General features: G+C 40.8%; 15 protein-coding genes and 2 tRNA genes. 11 read left to right on the forward strand and 6 right to left on the reverse strand.

The features are described 5' to 3' along the window. The 4 genes from VGT41_02680 to VGT41_02695 form a co-directional block, all read left to right on the forward strand. A partial coding sequence (locus VGT41_02680; protein ID HEV2601180.1) for an IS5/IS1182 family transposase occupies nucleotides 1–119 on the forward strand: 119 nt, incomplete at its 5' end. Then, entirely contained in the window at nucleotides 116–733 is a 618-nt protein-coding gene (locus VGT41_02685) for a WD40 repeat domain-containing protein (protein ID HEV2601181.1), read from the forward strand. The genes VGT41_02680 and VGT41_02685, both read left to right, overlap by 4 nt. A gap of 28 nt (nucleotides 734–761) precedes the next feature. Next, a complete protein-coding gene (locus tag VGT41_02690; GenBank protein HEV2601182.1) occupies nucleotides 762–2,177 on the forward strand; it encodes a hypothetical protein in 1,416 nt (471 codons plus the stop codon). Between the two features lie 29 nt (nucleotides 2,178–2,206). Further along, nucleotides 2,207–3,562 (forward strand): hypothetical protein, encoded by a 1,356-nt coding sequence (locus VGT41_02695; protein ID HEV2601183.1) that lies wholly within the window; start codon nucleotides 2,207–2,209, stop codon nucleotides 3,560–3,562. Between the two features lie 17 nt (nucleotides 3,563–3,579). Here VGT41_02695 and rodA read toward each other — a convergent pair whose 3' ends face one another. The 6 genes from rodA to VGT41_02725 all read right to left on the reverse strand — a co-directional run bounded on the left by rodA (nucleotide 3,580) and on the right by VGT41_02725 (nucleotide 11,364). Continuing rightward, nucleotides 3,580–4,686 carry a rod shape-determining protein RodA gene (rodA, locus tag VGT41_02700; protein HEV2601184.1) on the reverse strand — a complete coding sequence of 369 codons (1,107 nt, stop codon included), beginning with the start codon at nucleotides 4,684–4,686 and terminating at the stop codon, nucleotides 3,580–3,582. A 130-nt stretch (nucleotides 4,687–4,816) separates the two neighbouring features. Continuing rightward, nucleotides 4,817–5,647, reverse strand: coding sequence for a restriction endonuclease (locus VGT41_02705; GenBank protein HEV2601185.1), 831 nt, complete (start codon nucleotides 5,645–5,647; stop codon nucleotides 4,817–4,819). A gap of 25 nt (nucleotides 5,648–5,672) precedes the next feature. Beyond that, entirely contained in the window at nucleotides 5,673–7,415 is a 1,743-nt protein-coding gene (locus VGT41_02710) for a hypothetical protein (protein HEV2601186.1), read from the reverse strand. A gap of 17 nt (nucleotides 7,416–7,432) precedes the next feature. After that, on the reverse strand, nucleotides 7,433–10,870 hold the full coding sequence (locus VGT41_02715; GenBank protein ID HEV2601187.1) for a hypothetical protein: 3,438 nt from the start codon (nucleotides 10,868–10,870) through the stop codon (nucleotides 7,433–7,435). Nucleotides 10,871–11,086: 216 nt separating this feature from the next. Next, nucleotides 11,087–11,162 (reverse strand) — tRNA-Pro (locus tag VGT41_02720). A 126-nt stretch (nucleotides 11,163–11,288) separates the two neighbouring features. Next, a tRNA-His gene (locus VGT41_02725) sits at nucleotides 11,289–11,364 on the reverse strand. A 270-nt stretch (nucleotides 11,365–11,634) separates the two neighbouring features. Here VGT41_02725 and VGT41_02730 point away from each other — a divergent pair. From VGT41_02730 to VGT41_02760, 7 genes are all read left to right on the forward strand, one after another. Next, nucleotides 11,635–12,378, forward strand: a complete 744-nt coding sequence (locus VGT41_02730; GenBank protein HEV2601188.1) for a hypothetical protein — start codon at nucleotides 11,635–11,637, stop codon at nucleotides 12,376–12,378. A gap of 162 nt (nucleotides 12,379–12,540) precedes the next feature. Next, the gene (uvrA, locus tag VGT41_02735; GenBank protein ID HEV2601189.1) at nucleotides 12,541–15,138 is read left to right on the forward strand and encodes an excinuclease ABC subunit UvrA; all 2,598 of its coding nucleotides are present in this window, start codon (nucleotides 12,541–12,543) and stop codon (nucleotides 15,136–15,138) included. A 101-nt stretch (nucleotides 15,139–15,239) separates the two neighbouring features. After that, entirely contained in the window at nucleotides 15,240–17,012 is a 1,773-nt protein-coding gene (locus VGT41_02740; protein HEV2601190.1) for a hypothetical protein, read from the forward strand. 529 nt (nucleotides 17,013–17,541) lie between these two features. Continuing rightward, nucleotides 17,542–17,901 carry a nucleotide pyrophosphohydrolase gene (locus VGT41_02745; protein HEV2601191.1) on the forward strand — a complete coding sequence of 120 codons (360 nt, stop codon included), beginning with the start codon at nucleotides 17,542–17,544 and terminating at the stop codon, nucleotides 17,899–17,901. A gap of 136 nt (nucleotides 17,902–18,037) precedes the next feature. Next, nucleotides 18,038–19,594: a hypothetical protein gene (locus VGT41_02750; GenBank protein HEV2601192.1), complete on the forward strand. Its 1,557-nt coding sequence runs from the start codon at nucleotides 18,038–18,040 to the stop codon at nucleotides 19,592–19,594. 345 nt (nucleotides 19,595–19,939) lie between these two features. Then, nucleotides 19,940–20,299, forward strand: a complete 360-nt coding sequence (locus VGT41_02755) for a nucleotide pyrophosphohydrolase (GenBank protein HEV2601193.1) — start codon at nucleotides 19,940–19,942, stop codon at nucleotides 20,297–20,299. A 143-nt stretch (nucleotides 20,300–20,442) separates the two neighbouring features. Beyond that, nucleotides 20,443–21,501, forward strand: a complete 1,059-nt coding sequence (locus tag VGT41_02760; protein ID HEV2601194.1) for a hypothetical protein — start codon at nucleotides 20,443–20,445, stop codon at nucleotides 21,499–21,501. Nucleotides 21,502–21,639: the final 138 nt, after the last annotated feature.

Here is a 21,639-nt window from a genome sequence, read left to right on the forward strand (position 1 = left end):
TGATTGGAATGATAAAACGATTCAAAATAGTTTCTGACAAGTACCGTAATCGAAGAAAGAGGTTTGGATTACGTTTTAATCTCATTGCGGGAATATGTAATTTTGAGTTAACTAAATGAGTTTCAGAAGAGGTCTAATACAAAAGTGGAATACACAAGACTGGACAGGTGTGCAAAAAGTGGCGCGTGACGCTAAATATCGCCGTATTAGTATAACGCTTGCGCCAGATGGATCTTATGCGGCAGGAATACCACATGTTGTTGAGCGTGGGGTAGAAACGCCTGTTGTTCCTGTGATATGGAAATTGGATGTAATAGAAGATAAAAATCCAACCAAGCTGAATTTACCAAAAAAGAATTATCACTCAGTGCTTTTTTCTCCCGATGGGAACTTTTTGGCATGCCGCTCGTCTGATGATGTCGTTACCATAATGCATAAAGTGAAAAACAGGTGGGGAAAGATAGAATGGCGACAATTAACAGAATTAATCATACACAGAGGCGATCATATTTCTTCTATGAGTTTTTCATCGGATGGTAGCTATTTTGCTTGCGGGACAAGTGAGGGAGTGGTACGCGTTTATGCTACCAATGGGTGGAAAGAGATCACTCGGTATACACTGCGAAATAAAATTTCAAGCATGGCTTTTTCATCAGATAATCGTTATTTGGCGGTTGGCTTTTCTGGAGATAAGGCCAGTGGTATAGATGTTCGGCGTGTTGAGCGAAAATAATAGAAATTTTTTAAAGAGAGAATTCAATATGCAGAGAGTACATAGTTATTTGAGAGTGATGATAATAGGGATAGCAATTGTTTCATGTATGTCTCGCGGGGCAGAGGAAAAAGGGGAAGAAGAGTCCAAAGAGCAACGGGGCGTATTTGAAGAGCAACAACGTGAGGCACAGCGTATAGCTGAACAAACTGAGCGCGATGCACGGATTGCTCAGGAGTTAGCAGCGCGTCATCGTGAGGAGATGGAACAAGCTGCAATGTCTCGTGTACGGGTCATCCAGGCTGAGGATAAGAAAGAGTTGGCTGAGCTGCTCAAAGGACAACCGACAAAACCAGTTAGTCAAGACACACTTCAAGAATTATCACGTCTTAGTCGGCGCGGTGGTCAAGCGCAGCGGAAAGTACTTGGTCAGAAAGAGATGCGTCAAATGATTGGAGCTTTTGATTCTGTATGGTCTGATCGCAGATTGGTGAGAAAGGTTAATGATACAGCAGCGTCTTTAGCAGTTTCAGTGGATGGTCGGTATTTGGTTGTAGGTACGAGTAAGGGTGCAATTGAGATTTGGGACACTCACGTGTGGGGACAGCCAATGAAAGTTATAAATCTGTCTCCAGAATCTATTGATTATATTACCGTTTCTCCGGACGGTCGTTATTGTGCCTGTGGATCATCACGCTTACGTAAAATTTTTGTGTTTACGGTGAATAATTGGGAGGTGGCGCCGATTGTTTTGAATGAAGCATTAGAGGGGAGGGCGCATGAGTATTCCTGGCTTATTGCACTTACCTTTACATCGGATGGTCGTTATTTGCTTAGCGGATCATTGCTTCGGGAGATGTGGCGGTGGAATACGCAAGATTGGGTAGGTACGCAACTGGTAGCGCGTGATGCTAAATTTCGCAATATTGCTGCTTTAGCGTTTGCACCGGATGGGTCATATGTAGCAGGAGTGCCCATTACCATTGTACGTGGAAGAGTAAGGGAAAATACTCCTGTGTTATTATGGGAGCAGAACCATATAGAGGATAAAAATCCAATAAGTCTTGAATTGCCCAAAAAGAAATATAAGTCAGTGCTTTTTTCGCCCGATGGGAGATTTTTGGCATGCCGATCAGCTGATGGCGTAGTGACCATAATGCATAAAGTGAGAAACAGGTGGGGAAAGATGGAGTGGCGACAATTGACGGAGCTCTCCGAAAGAAACAGTCGTCTTTCTTGTATGGTTTTTTCGGCAGATGGTCGCTATTTTGCATGTGAGATAAGCATAGGGAAGGTAGCTGTTTATGCTACTGATGAGTGGCGCAATGTTATGTTATATACGAAGGAACAGCCTGGGCCAATTACAAGTATAGTTTTTTCGTCAGATAATCGGTATCTCGCGGTTTGCCATCAAAAAAAGTTCACGAACGATTTTATAGATATTAAGCGTATTGAGCGAAAATAATAGAAATTTTTTAAAGAGGGGTATTTGGTATGCAGAGAGTATATAGGTATTTGAGAACGATGGTTGTAGCGATAGCAATTGTTTCATGTATATCTCGCGGGGCAGAGGAAAAAGGGGAAGAAGAGTCCAAAGAGCAACGGGGTGTATTTGAGGCACGGCAAAATCAGGCGGAGGCTCAAGCTGATCAAATAAAACGCGATGAGCAGATGGCGCGTGGTATAGCGGAACAGGAAGCGATACGCCGATTACAGGTACAACAGACTAAAGAAGAAAAAGAAATGGCCGCGAGATTAAGAAAAAGCGGAGCAAAAGCAGATCTATCAACAGTGGATACATTATCACTTATTGGCAAAAAGGTAGAGTCGGCACCGCAACGAGATGCATTGGGTAATCCTGATCTACGTCGCCATATAGCACAATTTGCTGCGCCGCAGCAGGCCGTGTGGCAACCATTGCAGAGCAGAGAGCAAGTTTTTGCTGCTTCGAACTATTCAATTAATGCCATGGCAGCTTCGCCGGATGGTCGTTATTTGGTGACAGGCGATGCTAATGGCAAAGTTATGGTATGGGATACACAGCGTTGGAGCACGAAACCAAAATTGCTCGATGATGTTGGGGTTATCGAGTCTATCGTCTTTTCAAAGGCTGGATACTACTGTGCCTGTGGCACTACATCAGGAAATATTTTTGTGTGGAACGCCCATAATTGGAGCCTTGAGCCGATGAGCTATATTGGATACCAGAAGCCTGGTTGGTTAGAATTAGTTGGCTTAGCTTTTACCACGGATGATCTTTATTTAAAGTGGGCTTTTGCTGATGGAAAGATATTTCAATGGAATATGGAAAAAGGGCGACAAAAACCAGTTCAGTTATTTACAGGAGGCTTTGTTAGTGTCAACACAGATTTTTCACCGGACGGTTATTATACAGCGGCAATATCAGATGGTAGTGGAAGAGCCATGTGGAAATTGGACAGAGATTTTCATCTTTCAAAAATCACAACCATATATACGCGGGTGCTCTTTTCACCAGATGGCCGGCATCTGGCTTATGGTCTTGACAATGGGCTGGTAGCGATTTCAGAGAAAAAATTAAACTGGTTAAAAAGAACGGTGTGGAAGACTGTTGCGCGGTTATCTGACGAGCTGGATATGGCAGTAGAATCGTCAATTGTGTGCATTACTTTTTCATCAGATGGTCGTTATTTTGCCCGCAGTACAGCTGATGGGCGAGTAAGTCTGTATGATAGAGATAATGGATGGGCTTTAGTTGAACGATTTGAAGAACCAGCTATTAGTATGGCCTTTTCTCCTGGATGTACGTACATTGCTTTAGGAATGGCAGATGGGTTTGTAGTAATACGGCGCACGCGAATAAATAGATAAAAATAGATGTTTAAGTGCTATGCGATGACATAAAATCGTCGCATAGCAATGCTATTAAACCAGCCGAGGCTAGCAAAGGTAATCCAGAGATTGCTGAGTCCATAACTCAGCAGCGGTAAGGGGATGCCAACCACGGGTAGCAATCCAAGCACCATGCAAATATTTATAATCACCGACAAAATAATGTGAATAATGAGTCCAAAGCCCAGGAGTTGCATGAAAGGGGAAGTAAATGTTTTTATTAAAGAGATTTGATGCAGAAAGAGAATGATATATAACAGTAAAATGGTGATTGTTCCGACAAGTCCTAACTCCTCGGCAACTACAGAAAAGATAAAATCAGTACGGCTTTCGGGTAAAAATTGGAGCTGGTTTTGTGTGCCTTGCAGAAACCCTTTACCCGTAAGACCACCAGATCCAATAGCAATTTTTGATTGTTCGATTTGATATCGTTCTTTTAATTTCTCCCCTTGGCCTAAGAAAACGAGAATACGCTTTTTCTGATAATCTTTCAGCAACGTCCAAGAAATTGGTGCAGAAATGATGAGAAAGATAAAACCCGTTATGAAAAATTTGTTGTTAAGGCCCGCAAGCCATAAAAGAATTACGCCGGAAAAAAGAATAATCAGTGCAGTTCCTAAGTCAGGCTGTTTACGCACAAGAATAAAAGTGAGTCCCATGACGGCTATTATGGTAGAAAAATCGTACCATTTATAAGAAAAATCTTCCCGTTGTGTATACAAATAATAGGTTATAAATGCGGGAAAAAATAGTTTGGTAAGTTCAGATGGTTGTAGTTTGAAAAAGCCAATACTGATCCATCGTTGTGCGCCCATGCCAATCGATCCTTTTATGATAGTAAAAACGAGTAACAGTAGGACGAAGAAATAGGCAAAATATCCCCATCGCATGAGAGATTGATAATGCATGTAAGAAAATAATAAATAGATGCCAATTCCTGATATCATACCAAACAACTGCTTTTTGAAAAAAATAGAATAGGCAACGTCAGGTTGGTAGGTTGCGCTGTATACAAAAGCGAGTCCGATTGCGGAAATAATTAGTATGATAAAAAATGAAATCCAATCAAAATAGCGTATATAACGGCGATCAATTAAAAACATACGTAACACATAAATAATAAAGGGTATAACAATGTATCGTTAGTGTAGTGCGATCATGGTGCTTTGCCAACTAGTTTTATATAATTATCAAAAAAAATGCGTAACCTATTTTGATACCCATTTTTTATATTTATTGTTCACAAATTGCAGCAGCTTCTTCACAGATTTTCTTTATTGTATGTTCAGGAAATCCGAGCTTTTTAAGTAACTCTGTACGGTGCGGAATGTCACGGCAAAGAATTAATTTATTTTTTATAAATGCACGCTTTTGCTGGCGAGAAAGAGCGGTGAGTGCGGTGATTGGGTGTAATTGTAGTTTTTTAATCAGGTGTGGCAGATTATTATCTACTGGGTAAGACCAATCAAGCAGCTGTATCTGTGCGCATTGTGCATATTGTATGGCTTGCGAGGTAAATCGAGTGTTGGTGACAATCCAAGCACCATGAAACTTATCAGTATCTTTGGGATTATTATTCCATCCTTTTGCTATATCATCAAATCGGGCTTTTACATACAGTGTCACTTTGACATCAGATTTAATCCCTTGTCGGTTATGAAATTTACATTCGATCATGAGATGTTTACTTTCTTTGCGTGCGATTATGTCGAGCTCATGATCTACGCATGCGCCGCGTCCAATTTGATCGGTCTGTGTGCTGTATCCTTGTTCTTTAAAAATAAGTGCAATAAATTGCTCGAATGGAAATCCGGTTGGTCCTAGTTCCATTAAGGCCCGTTTTATATTATATCGTGCTGCTAAAGGAGGATTATTCTCTTGTAATCGTTCTAACGCAAAATCATACAGTTGCCGAGTGGTACGCATTGCAGGCATTAGCTCTATTTCTTTGACTATTTTTGTAATCAGTTGTTCAGGGGCTCCAATTTTGAGTAAAGAATGTTTAAATTTTTGTATGTCGAAAGGCTCCTTTTCTCCAGAAGCCTTTCGTATATACCTGATCATTATTTCTGCTCCAACGGAGTGAATATTATTGTGTTGGGCATGTTGATTTTCCGTCAGTAAGCAGCGGCAAGAATGGATCTTTTGCTGGGTCAGTCATACCATTGAATGTAGCAAAATCAAGTGCGGTTCTTCCTTTTAGATCTTTTGCATTCCACACAGCTCCTTTGGCAACCAATAAAGAAAGCACTGCGCATAGTTGGTTTGGTAGGTTAGGATTCTTTAAATATGCTTGGTATGAAGAGTTAGGATCATCGCTTACTGTTCTATAGTTATTTTTAATGATCATGAGCATGAGTACAGTGGTTCCTAAAGCATCCGCAGCATTTACATCCTTTGATGTGCTATTTTCTACAAGCGCTCGCACTGCCGCTAAATCTTGATGGTTAACACGGAGTAGCGCAGGAATGCTTGCAAGTTCTTGCTCTATATCACTGGCAAAAGCTATTGTTTGTTGCTCTGCAATAATGCTTTCTTGTTCTGCTTCATTAAGTTCTTTATCGGCTGTGTCCAGAATAAGGTCTACATTTGCAGAAGAGATCGGAGGAAGTGTCATGACGATTGTTGCGATTGGTAGAGCTGGCTGAATCGTTTTATGTGATTTACTAACGATATTTTCAAAAGGCTTAATAAGCGCATTTACAAGTTCATTGGCTACTTTATCAATGACTGATTTTAAAGCTTTGGTAACTGCATTAAATCCGGCTTTAACATCAAGAGTTATACTGAAATTGACCGGTTGGTGAAATAGTTCTGCAACAACTTTTACATCACCAAGAACACCACGTCCAATATCTTGCAGGCGTCCATGATATTTAATTTCATTGAGGTCAAATAGATCAAGAGGTTCTACTACTATAAATTTTCCTGCTTTGATAATACCAGTCGTTACCTGCTTTGTTCCTTCAAGGATCCCTTTTGCAGTTTCAGCTGATCCTTTCATGACGCCATAAGTAGTATTTTCTACCACTTTATCTAAGAATTGTTCTGCAACAACGAGTGCACCTTTTGCAGTTTCTCGTGCGGCAATTAATGTTCCTGTTGCAGCTGCTTGTGATGCGATGAGTACACCAGTAGCGGTTTTGTGTGCAATTTCAAGTCCTGCTTTGCGTGTAGCATAATCAATGGCCCGTGTGAGCTTTGTGTCCTTAAATCGATCGGCAACTGCTTTTCCTGCTTTTTCTAACGCTTTTGCAGTTGGCTTGAGTACTTCTTTATAAATGGTTTTACCAGCTTTTTCAAATGCTTTTTTTATTTTACCTTCAACGCTTTCATCCATGCGCCATATGACAAAGCTTGGCCACCAATTATTGTTATCCTTCGGGTTTCGTTTCGGAACGAGGTTCAGTCCGAAGTTATTATAAACAGCTTGGCCTGCAGGAGCAGAATAAATTTGTGGTGCAATACCCCAACAGCCACCGTTTTTATCAAGCATTTTTGCAGTGAATACCAGAGGGGCACCAGTTTCAGGATCTTTTCCCCATACCTCACCAACTTTTGCGCCTATGATATGCACATCGGTAAAGCCTTTATGGAGGCGCCAATCATTTACTCCTTTTATTCCTTCAGTTATTACCTCTAATGGATTGCCGTCGGGTCCTGCAATAGTTTTTTTAGTAGCCGCTGCAATTTCTCGTCTGAAGTAATCTCCAACGAATTCCCACCGAACATACATTTTTAGTGGTATTTTGTTATGTATAACTACATTTACTGCATTGATGGTTGTTGCGACCAATAACAGTATAAAAATACGTAATTTTTTTATTATCATGTCTGTCTCTTTTTATTTTAAAAGTCTGGTAATCCGTTATACCATTTGTCTAGGGCATTGATCTCTTTTTGGAGTGAATCAACGTCACGTTGCGCTTTTTTAAATGCATTGTCTGATTTTTGGATTGCACCGTTAATGCTATCAATGCTTTTGCGTGCGCGACGTACTTTTTCTTCTGCCGCATCAATATCTTTTCGTGCTTTTGTAATTGCGATATCAACTTTATCGATTTCTTTTTTCGCATCATTAAATGCTTTGTTCACTTCTTTTTCTGCGATATCAAATGCTTTCTTTATTTCAAAAAGGATGTATTTTTTGAGATATTGTTTAAATACGATGTCGAGTACAAAATCTGGGTTAGTAAGAGTTCCTGATGATGTACCACGAATTTTTGAAAACAGAAGAGGAGTCTTTTTACCTTCTGAATCTATCCACGTGAATTTATCTCCACCCAAAGAATCTTCAAAATCAAAGGTAATTCCTTTGTCTGATAGCTCTATAAATGTTTTTGTTTTGATAATGTCTGCAATGTTGAGCATGCCTGACACATGGAAAATCTGGCGCGATGGAGTAAACTCAATATCGATTTTTGGTTTATCAACAACGATACCGGTTTCGGCATCCGAATAACCCGTGATTTTTAATATACCCAAGATATCAATTGGATCGAGGCTTGCATATGCTTTAAATCCACATGTTTCAAGTTGTTCGCATCCAATGTGTATATCAAGTGTTGCAGTTTTTCCAAGGACATCGATTTCCCCTTTAGCGGCGATACCTGCTTGAATGATTTGATCTCCAATGTGGATGTCTTGCATTGCGTATTTAACGGTCGCATGTTTTTTAATAGCCAATGAAGGGATTTTTACTGTTGGAATTGGTTGATTGATAATTTCTGAAACGATATTAACGACATTAACGAGTGATATATCTTGTCTGCTAATCCCTTCGAATCCAATATTTGAAACATTGGCACTAACGAAAAATTTAATTTCTAAATCAAGATATTCTTTCATGATAAAGCGACCGGCGCCACCAAATTCTGTCGGAATTCCTGGGCTTCCATAGGCCATGCCAAGCACGAATGCTAAATCTTGTACTGCCCAACCTTTTCTTCCGAAGGCATTAGGCCAGCGGCCTTTCATCTGAGCAATCAGATCGGCTGCATCCGGTTTGAATTCAAATTTTCCACCAAATTCTAAGGTGTCTTTAGCGGTAGGTCGGTAAATAAGTTCCGCTTCTACACTGACTGAAGGTGCGCCGCTGAGAGCAATTGCTATTTTGCCCATAGAGAATTTTTTTGACGGATCTGGTTCACCACGAGATAAGATTATGCTGAAGGTACTTAATTTCGGTGTGTTAGGTAAAATCGTTCCCTCTAGCGTAAATGTTTGCCCACTCGCTCCCATTAATTTTCCTGCTGATGCTAATGGTCCTACTAATGGAACTTCTGCCACAAATGAAACTCCCTTTGGAATCTCTTGCTTACTTTCCGTATCGGTAAACTCTATGGAACTTACTTGGAATGCGGCACGTTTAAAGATGAGTTGATTAAAGGGCGGTATGTTGAGATCGGGGATAATGTCTCCCAATGATTTGTCTTCAGCCAGAGGAGCGCTGAAGTATACCCCTTTTTCTCCCGCGGGATTTTCTACAAATTTAATTATTGATCGCAGTGGTTTGCCAAAGACATTTAAGTCACCTTTGAGAGAAATGCTGTTGGTTGTCTTTCCATTTTTTTTGATGATATCTACGCTTGCATCTAATTTAGTTACTTTAAATGTGCTTAAGCCAGGAATTTTTGCAAATGGAGCGAATTCTTCTGCAGTTGCTTTTGCGGTGAAGGTCGTTGTCTTTTTCTTTTTATCTTTTGGATCTGGCAGAACGGCAATTGATGCGACAAAAGTCATGCCCTGAAAGCCAATCGTACCTTGAATAGAGAATGATTTATTTTCGGAGTTAAAGTTTACCGTTGCTTCTTTCAGAGCGATGCCTGCATAAGAAACATCGGTTCCCACTTTTCCAGTCAGATCGATACCTTTTGTAGTAAGTGTGGCATCGATTCCTACGTTCATATGGTCAATACCAGGCACGGAAGTAATGTCAGATTTACCTTTTAAGGTTAAAGAATATGGTTTTTTTGTGGTGTCTATAGAAAATGATGCTTGCTCGATAGTAGCAAAATCTTTTATAGGGAATTCTTTTGCTTCTATGGTCAGCGTTGCACCTTCGGCCGATATGATACCGGTTAATTTAAGGCCCGTATAATCTTCACCAAGTTCTTTTGCTTCTTCTTTTCCTGCAGGTCTTTTTTTTAATGATTCTATTGTTGGTGCTTCTGCTAACTCTGTTTGGCTGAGGTCTATTATGCCTTCAATTTTTATATGACGGCCTTTTGGATCTTCTTTTTGTGTTTTTTCATCTTTTGCTTTTTCAGTTGCAGGTTTTTCTTTTTCTGTTTCTGTAGGTTTTTCTTCGCCTGTTGGTTCTTCTTTAGTTTCAGTCTTTTCAGGAGTTTTTTCCGTTTTAGGAGCTTCCTCTTTAGGTTCAGTCTTTTGCGGTTCTTCTTTCTTTTCTGCTTCCGCTTTATAGAGAAGATTATTTATAGAAAGGTGAGCAGTTTTAATAATTCCTTTTTCAAGCGGAGTGTTAGCTACCCCTGGAACAAGGGAAACAAATGGTGTGTTTGGCGTTAAGTTGAAAAATACGCCCAAAGATTTTTTGGTTATGGCAAATCCCATCTGCACCGGTTTGCCCAGGAAATCAGTAATGAATCGTAAGATGACCGGTTTTTTGCGTTCGAAGATAACATCAGCTGCAGCGAGGGTGATTGTTTTTCCGGGCATCAAGGTAATTGTTGGTTTACTTTCAAAGGTGATGCCAAGCGTTAACTTATCGATAAATCGACGTTTTGTTTTTGCTTTAGGATCTTTTTTTCCTGATGCAAATTTTATTTCTTTCGCACCAAATCGTGCTTTTTGGCCCAGGATTGTTGCACGTCCGGTGATACCGATATGCTTAACCCATAATATTTCGCCATCATCTATAGTCAGTTGTCCCATTTTTAATGGCTTTGAAGGATTAACTAATTTTGCCTTCAGTCCTGGTTTGTTGGTCGCGATATCAGTAAAGGGGATTAATTTGATCGCGCCAAAAAAAGGTAAACTGATTTCCAATCCTTTTTCAGTACCCGGCGCAGTTGCAGGAGTGTCCGATATGAGCTCATCGTCAGAATCAAATTTGAATTCAAAGTCGTCAAAACTTATTTCAGGTTCTGTTGAAGGTGGATTCCCAAGATCCGTTGGCTCAACGGACGGTATATCGAGTTCAAAGTCAAAATCTAAGGGGATATCGATTTCTGTATCTTCTGCTGTATATATATATTGATAGGGGCCAGAGATAATTTGTAGAGCAAAGAGAATAATAGTTATTAAATGCAACATACGTTTCTTCATGTACATCCTTTTTATCACACCAAAATTGATGATTCTTATTGAGGATGACGATCTCGTGCATTAATTGTCAATGTTCAAAACATTTGTACGAAAAAGATGAGGAGGTAATGGTTTTTTAGAAAAGATGTGAGAGAGTAAAAAAAAATCGCATGAAATGCGAAATGAAACGGTTAACGAGAAGAAGGTATTGTTAAAAATTGGATTTCTTAAAATAAATGGTCGGGATGGCCAGACTCGAACTGACAACCCCTCGCTCCCAAAGCGAGTGCGCTACCAATTGCGCCACATCCCGACATATTTCATATTGATTGCAAATAGATGCGCCATATATCATGATCTTTTTTTTTAAATTGCGCAACTATTAATTTAAACGGCCGTACAATTTAATGGCTTGCCAGTCATTTCTGTAGGAAATGAATGGGGTGAATGGTGGGAATCGAACCCACGACAACCAGAGCCACAATCTGGTGCTCTACCAACTGAGCTACATCCACCATAATCCAAAGATCTATAGGGCAAAAAGTATACGGAATTTCACGCAAAAGGCAATAATAAATAATTTTTTTATTGTTGTAGGGGGCAAGGCATACATTTTACGGGATGTATAAGTCGAGGATACTATTGACCACAATCCGCTGTTGTATTCAGACTGAATGCTTAAATATAAAAATTATTGATATTGCGTTTCTGTTTTTGTTATAACTGTGATGAGATGAATAATAACTACATTGGTCTAATGACCGTTACTTATATAAAGGGGAAAAATGATGAATGTTCGCTGGGGAAAAATGATTATTTTAGTTGCCTTGATTGGTCTTGTGGTAACAGATATTGATGCAGTTCGCGGTAGCAGTGGAGGCGCGAGTCGTGGCGGAGGTGCCCGAAGTGGAGGCGGTGGTGGAAGTCGTGGCGGTTCTGCGCGTATGAGTTCAGGGTCTGGGCGCTCGCGTAGCACCGGTGTAACAAAATCAGCGGGTAGATCTGCAGGGACGGGAAGAGCTGTTGGAAGAACGGGCACGCGAGGCACGGGTACTCGAGTGACTGGAACAGGAGTGCGTTCAGGAGCGAGAGTAGGAAGTGCAGGAGTTCACAGAGGAGGAGCTCGTTTTGCAGGAGCAAGAGGTGGTAGATATGGTCGGTATGGACATGGCCGTTATGGTCGTGGTTGGGGGCGTCACCACGGGTATGGATATCGTTACGCCGCATGGGGAGCACTAGCATTAGGATCTGCATTCTGGCTTAGCTACAGATATCCTGATTATTATTATCGATATTATAAGTCGTCCCCACAAGCATGCCGTTTTATAAATGGTACAGATGTTGAACTATTAGTTGCGTTTGGTGATATTGAAGGTGGACTACGATTACCACCAGGAGAAATCTTATATGTACCATGTGGCAGTGGTGTATTAGCACGTTCTGCGGTTGGAGAAGGAATGATAGAGATACCATCGGTGGATGCTGAAACGATCATCGGATCAGATACTGAAGGGTTCTATGTATATTAATAGATAAGCTATTGTTGAAACACAGGGGGTTTGCTTACTGAGTAGGCAGGCCCCTTTGTTTTGAAGTCGCGTCGCGCTACCCTCCTTACAAAAAGCTGCTGTTTTGATACTCTAAAAATAGAAGCAGTTTTATAGATAAATGTTCATTGGGGGGCAAAGATCATGGAAGATAAAAAATTAGTACGTAAAAATAATGATTGGATTAGGGTATATGGGGCAAAAGAGCATAATTTAAAAAATGTTGATGTCGCTATCCCTAAGGGAAAACTAACGGTGATTACCGGTCCATCTGGATCAGGTAAAAGCTCACTGGCGCTCGATGTGTTGTATACAGAGGGTAAGCGTCGCTACATGGAATCGCTATCTTCATATGCACGACAGTTCTTAGGTATTGCTAAAAAGCCGGCATTTGACCGTATTGACGGGTTATGTCCGGCAATTGCTATTGAACAGAAAACCGTAGGCGATAATCCTCGCTCAACCGTTGGTACCATTACCGAAATTTATGATTATTTACGAGTGCTGTATGCCCGTATTGGGATGGTACATTGTCCTGATTGTTTTGCGCCTATTCGAGCTGAATCGCCAGAAAATATCACCAGTATGTTATGTGCACAGTTTGCAGGGAAATTAATTACTGTCGCAGCACCTATTGCTCAAGAAAAAAAGGGGGAGTTTGTACAGGAGTTGTTACGATTTTTTAAAGATGGCTACTATCGCTTCATTATCGATGGTAAGCAATATCGTTTTAGGTCGGAACAAGAGATTCAAGATTTAAACTTAAAAAAAACTTTTAAACATTCCATAGATCTTTTAATTGATCTTGTTGAAGTTTCTGCCGAAGAGAAATCTCGTGTGCAAGAAGCCATTGAGCGTTCATTTTCTTTAGCGGGCGGTATGTGTAAAGTATTGGTTGGTGATGATGAGTATATGTATTCATCAAGCCGTATCTGTTTAGGATGCGTGCAATCAATTCCTGAGCTTGAACCCCGCTGTTTTTCTTTCAATTCTCCCATTGGTGCGTGTAAAGCATGTAACGGTCTTGGTGTTGTGCATGAATGGCCGTGGGATAAAAATGATGCTCAGGCATGGAAAGAAAAATATCCAGACTATTTTAGTGGTAAATATGCAAAGACAGGAACATGTCAGGCCTGTTTAGGAAAGCGCCTTAACCAACAAGCATTGGCGGTTACTATCGGTGATAAATCTATTTATGATCTGTGTGAACTTTCAATAAAAGATTTACAGAATTTTTTTAAACAATTGATACTGCCAGAGACGCAGACAATTATTGGTGACAGTTTGCTGAAAGAGATTGCCAACAGATTATCATTTCTCGTCGATGTTGGGCTTTCATATCTTTCGCTTAATCGGTCTGCGCGTACGCTTTCTGGTGGGGAAGGGCAACGCATCAGACTTGCCACTCAGATTGGTTCAGCGTTGAGCGGTGTATTATATATTTTAGACGAGCCAAGTATTGGACTCCATCAGCGAGACAATGATCGCCTGATCGACACCCTTAAAACATTGCGCGATCAAGGCAACACAGTTGTGGTAGTAGAACATGATATAGATACCATCAGGGCCGCGGACTATTTAATTGATATGGGACCAGCTGCAGGACGATTAGGAGGAGCGGTAACGGCAGCAGGAACTCCTGATGAAGTTGCAGCTAATCCGCTATCCTTAACGGGAGCATATTTATCCGGTGTTCGTGGGATTGTAGCTCCAAAAAAAGTGCGTCAAGCAAAAGGATGTATGACACTCGAGCATGCAACGAAAAATAATTTAAAAGATGTTACCGCTCAATTTCCGCTCGGAGTTTTATGTGGTATTTCCGGAGTCTCAGGATCGGGAAAAAGTACATTAATTATGCAGGAATTGGTGCCGGAGTTAACACGAATTTTACACGGCAATAAAAAATCGGCTGCGCTTAAACGAGTTGAGCCCAGTGATCTAAAGGGTGCAGATAATTTGCAAAGTATGGTGGTAATTGATCAGACACCGATTGGAAAAACACCACGATCAAATCCAGCCACCTATTTGGGAGTTTTTGATGAAATTAGAGCGCTTTTTGCGGCATTGCCAGAAAGTAACGCGCGTGGATATAAAGTTGGGCGATTTAGTTTTAACGTTGCTGATGGCCGTTGTTTTGAATGTGCTGGTGATGGAGTAATTACCGTCGAGATGCAGTTTTTACCGGAAGTTACTATGACGTGTAAAGCGTGTAATGGTACGCGGTATAATGCAGAAACATTGCAAATTACGTATAAAGGTAAATCAATCGCCGATATTCTTGAAATGACAGCAAACGAAGCGGTTGAATTTTTCGCAGCGCATCGCAACTTAGAAAAGCGCTTGCGGTTACTCTGTGAAGTAGGCCTTGATTATCTTAAGCTGGGGCAACCATCGACAACATTATCCGGCGGAGAAGCTCAACGGATTAAACTGGTTGATGAGCTTGCAAAGCGCGGTACTGATACAATCTACATTCTTGATGAACCAACAACGGGACTTCATAACTGCGATATTGAAAAACTATTGCTTGTGCTTAACCGTTTGGTTGATAAAGGTAATTCGATGATTATTATTGAGCACAATCTCGATGTGCTTAAGACAGTTGATTATATCATTGACATGGGACCAGAAGGTGGCGAAGGTGGTGGTGTGATTGTTGCACAAGGTACGCCAAAAGAGGTTGCGTGCAGTACGGTGAGTCATACCGGACGATATCTGAAAAAAATTATGAATCTTGCGTAAGCGATTTTTCTTTTTGTTTTTACAATAAAACCATGATAGAGTTTCTTATTGAAAATTTATCATGGTTTTTTAATTGTTGAATTCATAAAGGGTTTTATTGTATGGGATTTCGCATTGTATGTAGTAAAAAAGGTTTGATGGTATTAGTGTTTTCTTTGATCTCATCTCTTGTGCATGCCGCAGCAACTAATGAAGATGTTAAAAAAGCAAAACTGATGGAAGAGTACCATGCAAGAGAGCATGCAAAAAAGCTAGCGCTAGAAAAAGAGGCCAATACTCCGGCAAGAAAGAAAAAGGGAGTGCTGCCGTCGTCAGTTGCAGAAGATGAAAAAGAGGAGCGTGATCAAGAGGAGAAAGAGAAAAAGGATACAGGGCTAAGGAAACTGATAGGAAATTTACCTAAAGATGCAATGGAGCTTACACAATCACTTTTAGGACTATCTATGAGATCGGTAATTTTTGATCCTATGGTAAATGCATTGCTGCGCCAAAAAAAGTTCTTAGCGCAGCAGCAATCATCACGGCATGCATTTAGTGCTAATGGAAAGTACCTCGTAGGGTGTGAGAGGAATCCAAGTGGAGTCTTGCGTGTTTCTATTGGGGATACTGCATCGCATGAAGAGACACAGCTTGTCCATGAGCATTTTATTAATTCTGGGCCCCTCTTGGGAGCTTTTTCTGATGTAGATGCAGTTGCTACGAGCTCAAATGGTCGATATTTTGTATTAGGGTGTGGTAGTAATCTGTTTCTTTATGATAGGCAGCGACCGAATAAATTAAGTGAAGATGCCAGCGTTTCATGTTCTGTCGCCTGCGTGGCAATGAGCAACGATGATCGATCTGTTATTGCAGCGTTCTCCTTGCCAGAGACCAATCAGAGTCGGATCACGCTTTGGTCAAGGAGGTCAAAAATGATGATGTGGAGATGTCTATTAGATTATCCAGTTGAGCACCTCTTTATGAACTCCGGCAACGATGTCGTAGTAGTGAGTGGCAGTAGGATTTCTATACTTAATATCAAGACCGATCCTAGGGCAGCAGAAACGGTACTTGCTGAACAGGATGGCACCATAGCAACCGTTAGCTCTGATGGCAGCTCAATTGCGCAATATGCCAGAGGAGGAAATGTGAGCTTGTGGGACATCGCGTCCAGGCAAAAACTCAATCGATTAGATGTGTGTAGAGATCTGCAACCAAATTCGATTGCCCTGAGTCCCGATAATCAGCAGGTAGCATTAGCAGAGGATCGATACATTCATATTTGGGATTTAGCGACCGGTGCATGCGTTAGGCGTTTTGTATTTCCTCCTGATAGAGAATTGTTACGTATGGAAATAGCTCCTGATGGCAGATCTGTGATAGCAAGATTTCGAAATGAAAGCAGGCTCTTCAAGGGGGCTGTGCTGCCCATATTTGAAACAAATGAGGAACACAAAGCGGGCATTGTAAGAAAAATGCAAGCAATAGTATCAAGAGCGAGTCGGATAAAAAATTTCCCTAAGGTGTATCAAGATCAGATGGATGCGAATATTAAGGAGTTACAAGAGATTGATGCAGAAGATGAGCGTTTTGTAGAATCTTCTTTAGTAATTCAACATCGTATGACTGTTTTGATGAATGAAGGCAGAAGGAAGATGGTCGTTGACTTCTTCAATCGTTCATTAGAGGTTGTGCAGAATACAGCATCAGAACGTGATCAGATCATAGATGTAACTGATTTGAGAAATGAATATCATACGCTTATCATGAGTTTAGACCCAGAAGATGAAGATTTCGCTGAAAAGCTTGCAAAATTAGAACATAAGGCAGATCAGGCAAGACAACGTTTCAGCGAAGATATGATAAATAAAATAGCGGCATCGCGATCTGAATAACATATTATTTGTATTAGTAAAAATAAGCCTGGATGACTCTGGGCTTATTTTTTTGACGGTAACAATGAGATAGGTTTTTTGCGTATAAGAGCCTATCCAGAAACTCAAAAACTTGAATTTTATATTTAGAGTTGCTGAAAACCACTCACCGTATTTTGAACGTTCACCAGAACAAAAAAATCTCCGATCGTCGTCGCGAGCCGCCGTTGGCGTGCGTGGCGATCCAGGTTAATAAAGAGATATAAACTGAATTCAACTAAAAGAATCTATTTTGTCGCGCTCTTACTAAGCGCACGACTTCCTGGATCACCACGCATTCGCTCGTGAAGACGATCGGGTAAAATATTCTACAAGTTCTGTCTATTGCAACATTGTGCACCATTAGATTAGTTTCTGAACAGGCTCTAAAAAATAGTAAGAAGTTTTTTTAAAGTATTGCATCGGGTATACTTGGTTATTGTTATTACACGCATGGTTGTGCTATGACAGTAACGAGATAGTACGTATTGATTTTTATCTAGGGGTCCCTATGGAAGATACTAAAGTAACAGTTCAAGTACTCAAAGATGCAATAAAAAAGGTAGTTGATGATCGGGATTGGAATCGGTTTCACTCCCCGCGTAATTTGAGTATGGCTATTTCGGTTGAAGCATCAGAATTAATGGAAAAGTTCTTGTGGCTAGATGATGAGCAAGCGCGTGAAGAGCTGCAAAATAATCGGCAAGAAATAGAAGATGAATTGGCAGACGTGGTTATTGCCGCGTTGTCTTTTTGCAACAATGCAAACATAAATCTGGCCTCAGCAGTGATAAAAAAAATAGAAGAGATCAGTAAAAAGTATCCCGTTGAGAAGGCAAAAGGCCGTTTTGTTAAATATACAAAGTTGTAAAAGACCATTAACGCCCGCCAGGCGTAATGGTATCAACCACTTTATTTCTTTGTTTTTGCAATAAAACCATGATAGGGTTTCAATAAGAAACATTGTCATGGTTTTTTAATTATATAGATAGTAAGGGTTTTATGGTATGAGTTTTCGAATTGAGGATTGTAAAAGTGTTTTTTTAGTTCTATTCGCTTTTTCTGCACCGTGCATGTTACAAGCGGCGGCGAGTAGGGAAGATGTTGAAGAGGCGGCAAGAGTAGAAAAGGAATATGCAAAGCAAAATCGGTTAAGAAAGTTGCGTGAACGGGCAAAAGCAGAAAAAGAACGGTTGGCGCCGAAAGATAATGCGCAAGTAGAAGTGCAGGAGAAAAAAGGAATTCTTGGAAGGTCACTGGCTGTTGTTAAAAAAGTTGCAAGCAAAGTTGGGCTTTCTCGTGTTGCGGATGAAGATGAAAAAGAAAGAGAGGATCGTAAAGAAGTGGTATCTGAATCGGATTGTAGGGAGGCAGAGTATAGAGGTTTAAGAAAGCTGGTAGGTAATCTTTCTCCGGATTTACGTAAATATTTGTGTAAATTTGTGCAGCCGGTATTAACGATTTTTCATGTAGATGTGTTGAAGCCAGTGGTGCTTGCTGATGCTGCTGGATGTGCAGCGGCCATTAGTCCCGATAGTAAATATGTTGCGGTTGGGCAGGGAGATCGCATATCCGTTTTTGATTCAGAGAGTGGTAGGCGTATAAAGCATTTTAGAACAGAACGAATGACGACGTATTATGGGAATCCTGCGATCAGAATAAGAAAATTAGCGATCGGTTCTGGCGGTCGATTTGTTGCGGTTGCAGATAGGGAAGGTTACGGAGGTTTTGTATACGATCTGACGGAAGAAGAGCCTAAATTGGTGTCAGTCTTATCAAGCCCATTAGGAAATGCATGGTGGTGGGATCTAAGACTATTAGAGATTGATGAGGATAATATGTTATCCGCAGTAAAAAGCACGTTTAATGGGACGTACTATAGGTCGGATTATAATTTGGCTACTGGAGAACAGATAGGTGGGCCTCGAACACTATACTTTGCGCGTCAGCTTTTGTTTAATAAGGTTGTAGTTGAGAGTGCTAATGGACAATTGCAGGCATCGGTGGAAGCTGATTCGACAATAGAGGTTGGGGCTACCGGCAAAATATTTCGGTTGCCTTCTTTTGTTCCTCGAGAGGAGTGTCGTTCCCCTAGGAAGTCGCCAACATCAAGATTGACCATTGATGCGACAGAAACAGGTATTCGAATTAGTCCCGATGGCAGTGTGATCGTGCGTAATAATGCCCCAGACGGGTGTTCTTTGTGGAAACCATCGGGTGGTAAATTCATAATCAAAGCAAATGCTTCTTGTGATGTGGAGGTGTGCGATGATGAGTTGTGTGCGCAAGACGTGTATTGTGAAAGGCAATTTCTATCTGAGGTAAGGCAGGCTGTAGTAGCAGAAGGGTTGAATATGGTGCAGCGTGCAGTGGATATATCTGACTTTCCACAGCCGCGTATGGAGAGTATGTTAACATTGATTGATCAAGTGGAGACGCAAAATTTAAATGGTACACAGTTGAATCAGTGTTTGGATGCAATTGCGCACGAATTTCAAGCGGGCATGCAAGAGTCGGCAGCGGGAGATGAGCTTCCTTACATGAACGCTAATTTTTTGGGATAAGATTTTAAGAAATATTTGGTCGCGCCCACTGGGCGCACGATTTTCTGGATGGCGACGTATACACTCGCCATGACGGCAGGCAATATCTTCTTACCACAGTGATGCTTTGAACAAGCACTTTTTTCTTTCTGTAAAATATACAAACTATGTTTTTACAGGGTTTATGCTTTAAAAGTGTTATCAAGTGCAGATAAATAGTTTTAGCATTATTGGCATTCTCCGACCGTCATAACGAGCGAATGCGTCGTTATCCAGATAATTGGTACGCCTAAGGCGTGACCTAATTGATTGTGGTATGAACATAGTGTATGTGTTTATTAGCGGTTTGTTTTTGTAGGGGTCCCTATGGAAGATACTAAAGTAACAGTTCAAGTACTCAAAGATGCAATAAAAAAGGTAGCTGATGAGCGGGATTGGAATCGGTTTCATTCTCCGCGTAATTTGAGTATGGCTATTTCAGTAGAAGCATCAGAATTAATGGAAAAGTTCTTGTGGTTAGATGATGTGCAAGCGCGTGAAGAGTTGCAAAATAATCGGCAAGAGATAGAAGATGAGTTAGCGGACGTGGTTATTGCCGCGTTATCTTTTTGCAACAATGCAAACATAAATCTGGCCTCAGCAGTGATAAAAAAAATAGAAGAGATCAGTAAAAAGTATCCCGTTGAGAAGGCAAAAGGCCGTTTTGTTAAATATACAAAGTTGTAAAACACCATCATCTTAATGCCCGTCAGGCGTAATGGTAGCCAACCACTTGATTTCTTTGTTTTTGCAATAAAACCATGATAGGATTTCATACTGTAATTTTATCATGGTTTTATTTTTGTCTTTATAATAAGGGGTTTTATTCTATGAGTTTTCGCATTGTGGATTGCAAGAGTGTTTTGATAGTTCTGTTAGCTTTTTCTGCGCAGTGCGTTTTGAAAGGAGCGGCCAGTAGCAAAGATGTGCCTGTGCAGAAGCAGATACATAAGAATCGTTTAGCTCTGTTGGCGCGGACTGATGCGCAAAAAAGTCATGGATCTTTTCTTGGTAGAGTTGGTGCGCTATTACCGTGGAAAAAAACAGAAACAGATCTGCAATTATCATCGATGTTGGAGACTATTCGGCAAAAGCAATCAAAAGAGGGCGTACTTGTTGCGACTGAACAAAGGAGATTGCCAGGGAGTGTGACTGAGAGGGAAGAGTTTAGAGAGTTTCGGTTAGCATTAGCAAAAAAGGTGCCAAAAGCCGTTTTGCTTAACCACATAAAACCTTTCTTGGAACAATCATTTATGTTTATGCCGCAGTTAGCATCAAAAACCATTTATGAAGACGCAAGCCTTGTGAGTGCCGCTGATATAGCATGCAGCCCTGGAGGTCGCTATTGTTTACTTCATGAAGATGCCAACGATGGAGGTAATGTATTCGTACTTGATACAAAAAAGATTGTCTCTGCAGGAAGATTTAGACGAACGGCTTTTAACTGGGGTCGTTTTTCTCCAAAGTTTTTGTTGGGCTGGGAAGGAAAGCGTGTTGCTATTCTCAGTCCGCAGGGAGACATACAAATATGGGATGTGGCTACCGGAGCGCTCGTATCTACTACATTGGGAGCAAGTTACCTAAATGAAGATAAATATATAGAAATGTCAATGGATAGATCAGGGCTACTCCGTGTAATAACGGCATCGACCGCAGAGAGAAAAATGTTCGGTAGGAATCATTATTGGGACTTGGAGGCAGGAGAAAAAATAGAAGTTAAAGAAACAAGCCCGCGTAAATATGTAGAAAGCTTTGAAAAGGTAGCCACAGGAGTTATTGCTCATGATAATAAAAAGGCGCTACAGGTGGTGCGTGAGGATGGTAATTCACATACATTTGTATTTGAAGAAAAAAATATAAAACGTGTGGCTTGGAGTGCGGATGGGTGATCTTGCAACAGTTTTGTAGACACAAGGAACCTAGAGTGGATTACCTCTGTCGCCGGTAAGGCGAGCTTCACCCTACTGCTCCTATAAGATATTTCTGTTCAAACTCATCCGGCGTTAGATAACCTAATGTTGAATGGA

This window comes from Candidatus Babeliales bacterium, assembly GCA_035944115.1.
Lineage (GTDB): Bacteria > Babelota > Babeliae > Babelales > Vermiphilaceae > DASZBJ01.

What these genes read in the sequence shown, in the direction of transcription:
- VGT41_02705 (HEV2601185.1), bottom strand. Translation starts at nt 5,647, where the DNA reads ATGATCAGGTATATACGAAAGGCTTCTGGAGAAAAGGAGCCTTTCGAC.
- VGT41_02730 (HEV2601188.1), top strand. Translation starts at nt 11,635, where the DNA reads ATGATGAATGTTCGCTGGGGAAAAATGATTATTTTAGTTGCCTTGATT.
- VGT41_02715 (HEV2601187.1), bottom strand. Translation starts at nt 10,870, where the DNA reads ATGAAGAAACGTATGTTGCATTTAATAACTATTATTCTCTTTGCTCTA.
- VGT41_02745 (HEV2601191.1), top strand. Translation starts at nt 17,542, where the DNA reads ATGGAAGATACTAAAGTAACAGTTCAAGTACTCAAAGATGCAATAAAA.
- rodA (HEV2601184.1), bottom strand. Translation starts at nt 4,686, where the DNA reads ATGTTTTTAATTGATCGCCGTTATATACGCTATTTTGATTGGATTTCA.
- VGT41_02740 (HEV2601190.1), top strand. Translation starts at nt 15,240, where the DNA reads ATGGGATTTCGCATTGTATGTAGTAAAAAAGGTTTGATGGTATTAGTG.
- VGT41_02710 (HEV2601186.1), bottom strand. Translation starts at nt 7,415, where the DNA reads ATGATAATAAAAAAATTACGTATTTTTATACTGTTATTGGTCGCAACA.
- VGT41_02685 (HEV2601181.1), top strand. Translation starts at nt 116, where the DNA reads ATGAGTTTCAGAAGAGGTCTAATACAAAAGTGGAATACACAAGACTGG.
- VGT41_02750 (HEV2601192.1), top strand. Translation starts at nt 18,038, where the DNA reads ATGAGTTTTCGAATTGAGGATTGTAAAAGTGTTTTTTTAGTTCTATTC.
- VGT41_02695 (HEV2601183.1), top strand. Translation starts at nt 2,207, where the DNA reads ATGCAGAGAGTATATAGGTATTTGAGAACGATGGTTGTAGCGATAGCA.
- VGT41_02760 (HEV2601194.1), top strand. Translation starts at nt 20,443, where the DNA reads ATGAGTTTTCGCATTGTGGATTGCAAGAGTGTTTTGATAGTTCTGTTA.
- uvrA (HEV2601189.1), top strand. Translation starts at nt 12,541, where the DNA reads ATGGAAGATAAAAAATTAGTACGTAAAAATAATGATTGGATTAGGGTA.
- VGT41_02755 (HEV2601193.1), top strand. Translation starts at nt 19,940, where the DNA reads ATGGAAGATACTAAAGTAACAGTTCAAGTACTCAAAGATGCAATAAAA.
- VGT41_02690 (HEV2601182.1), top strand. Translation starts at nt 762, where the DNA reads ATGCAGAGAGTACATAGTTATTTGAGAGTGATGATAATAGGGATAGCA.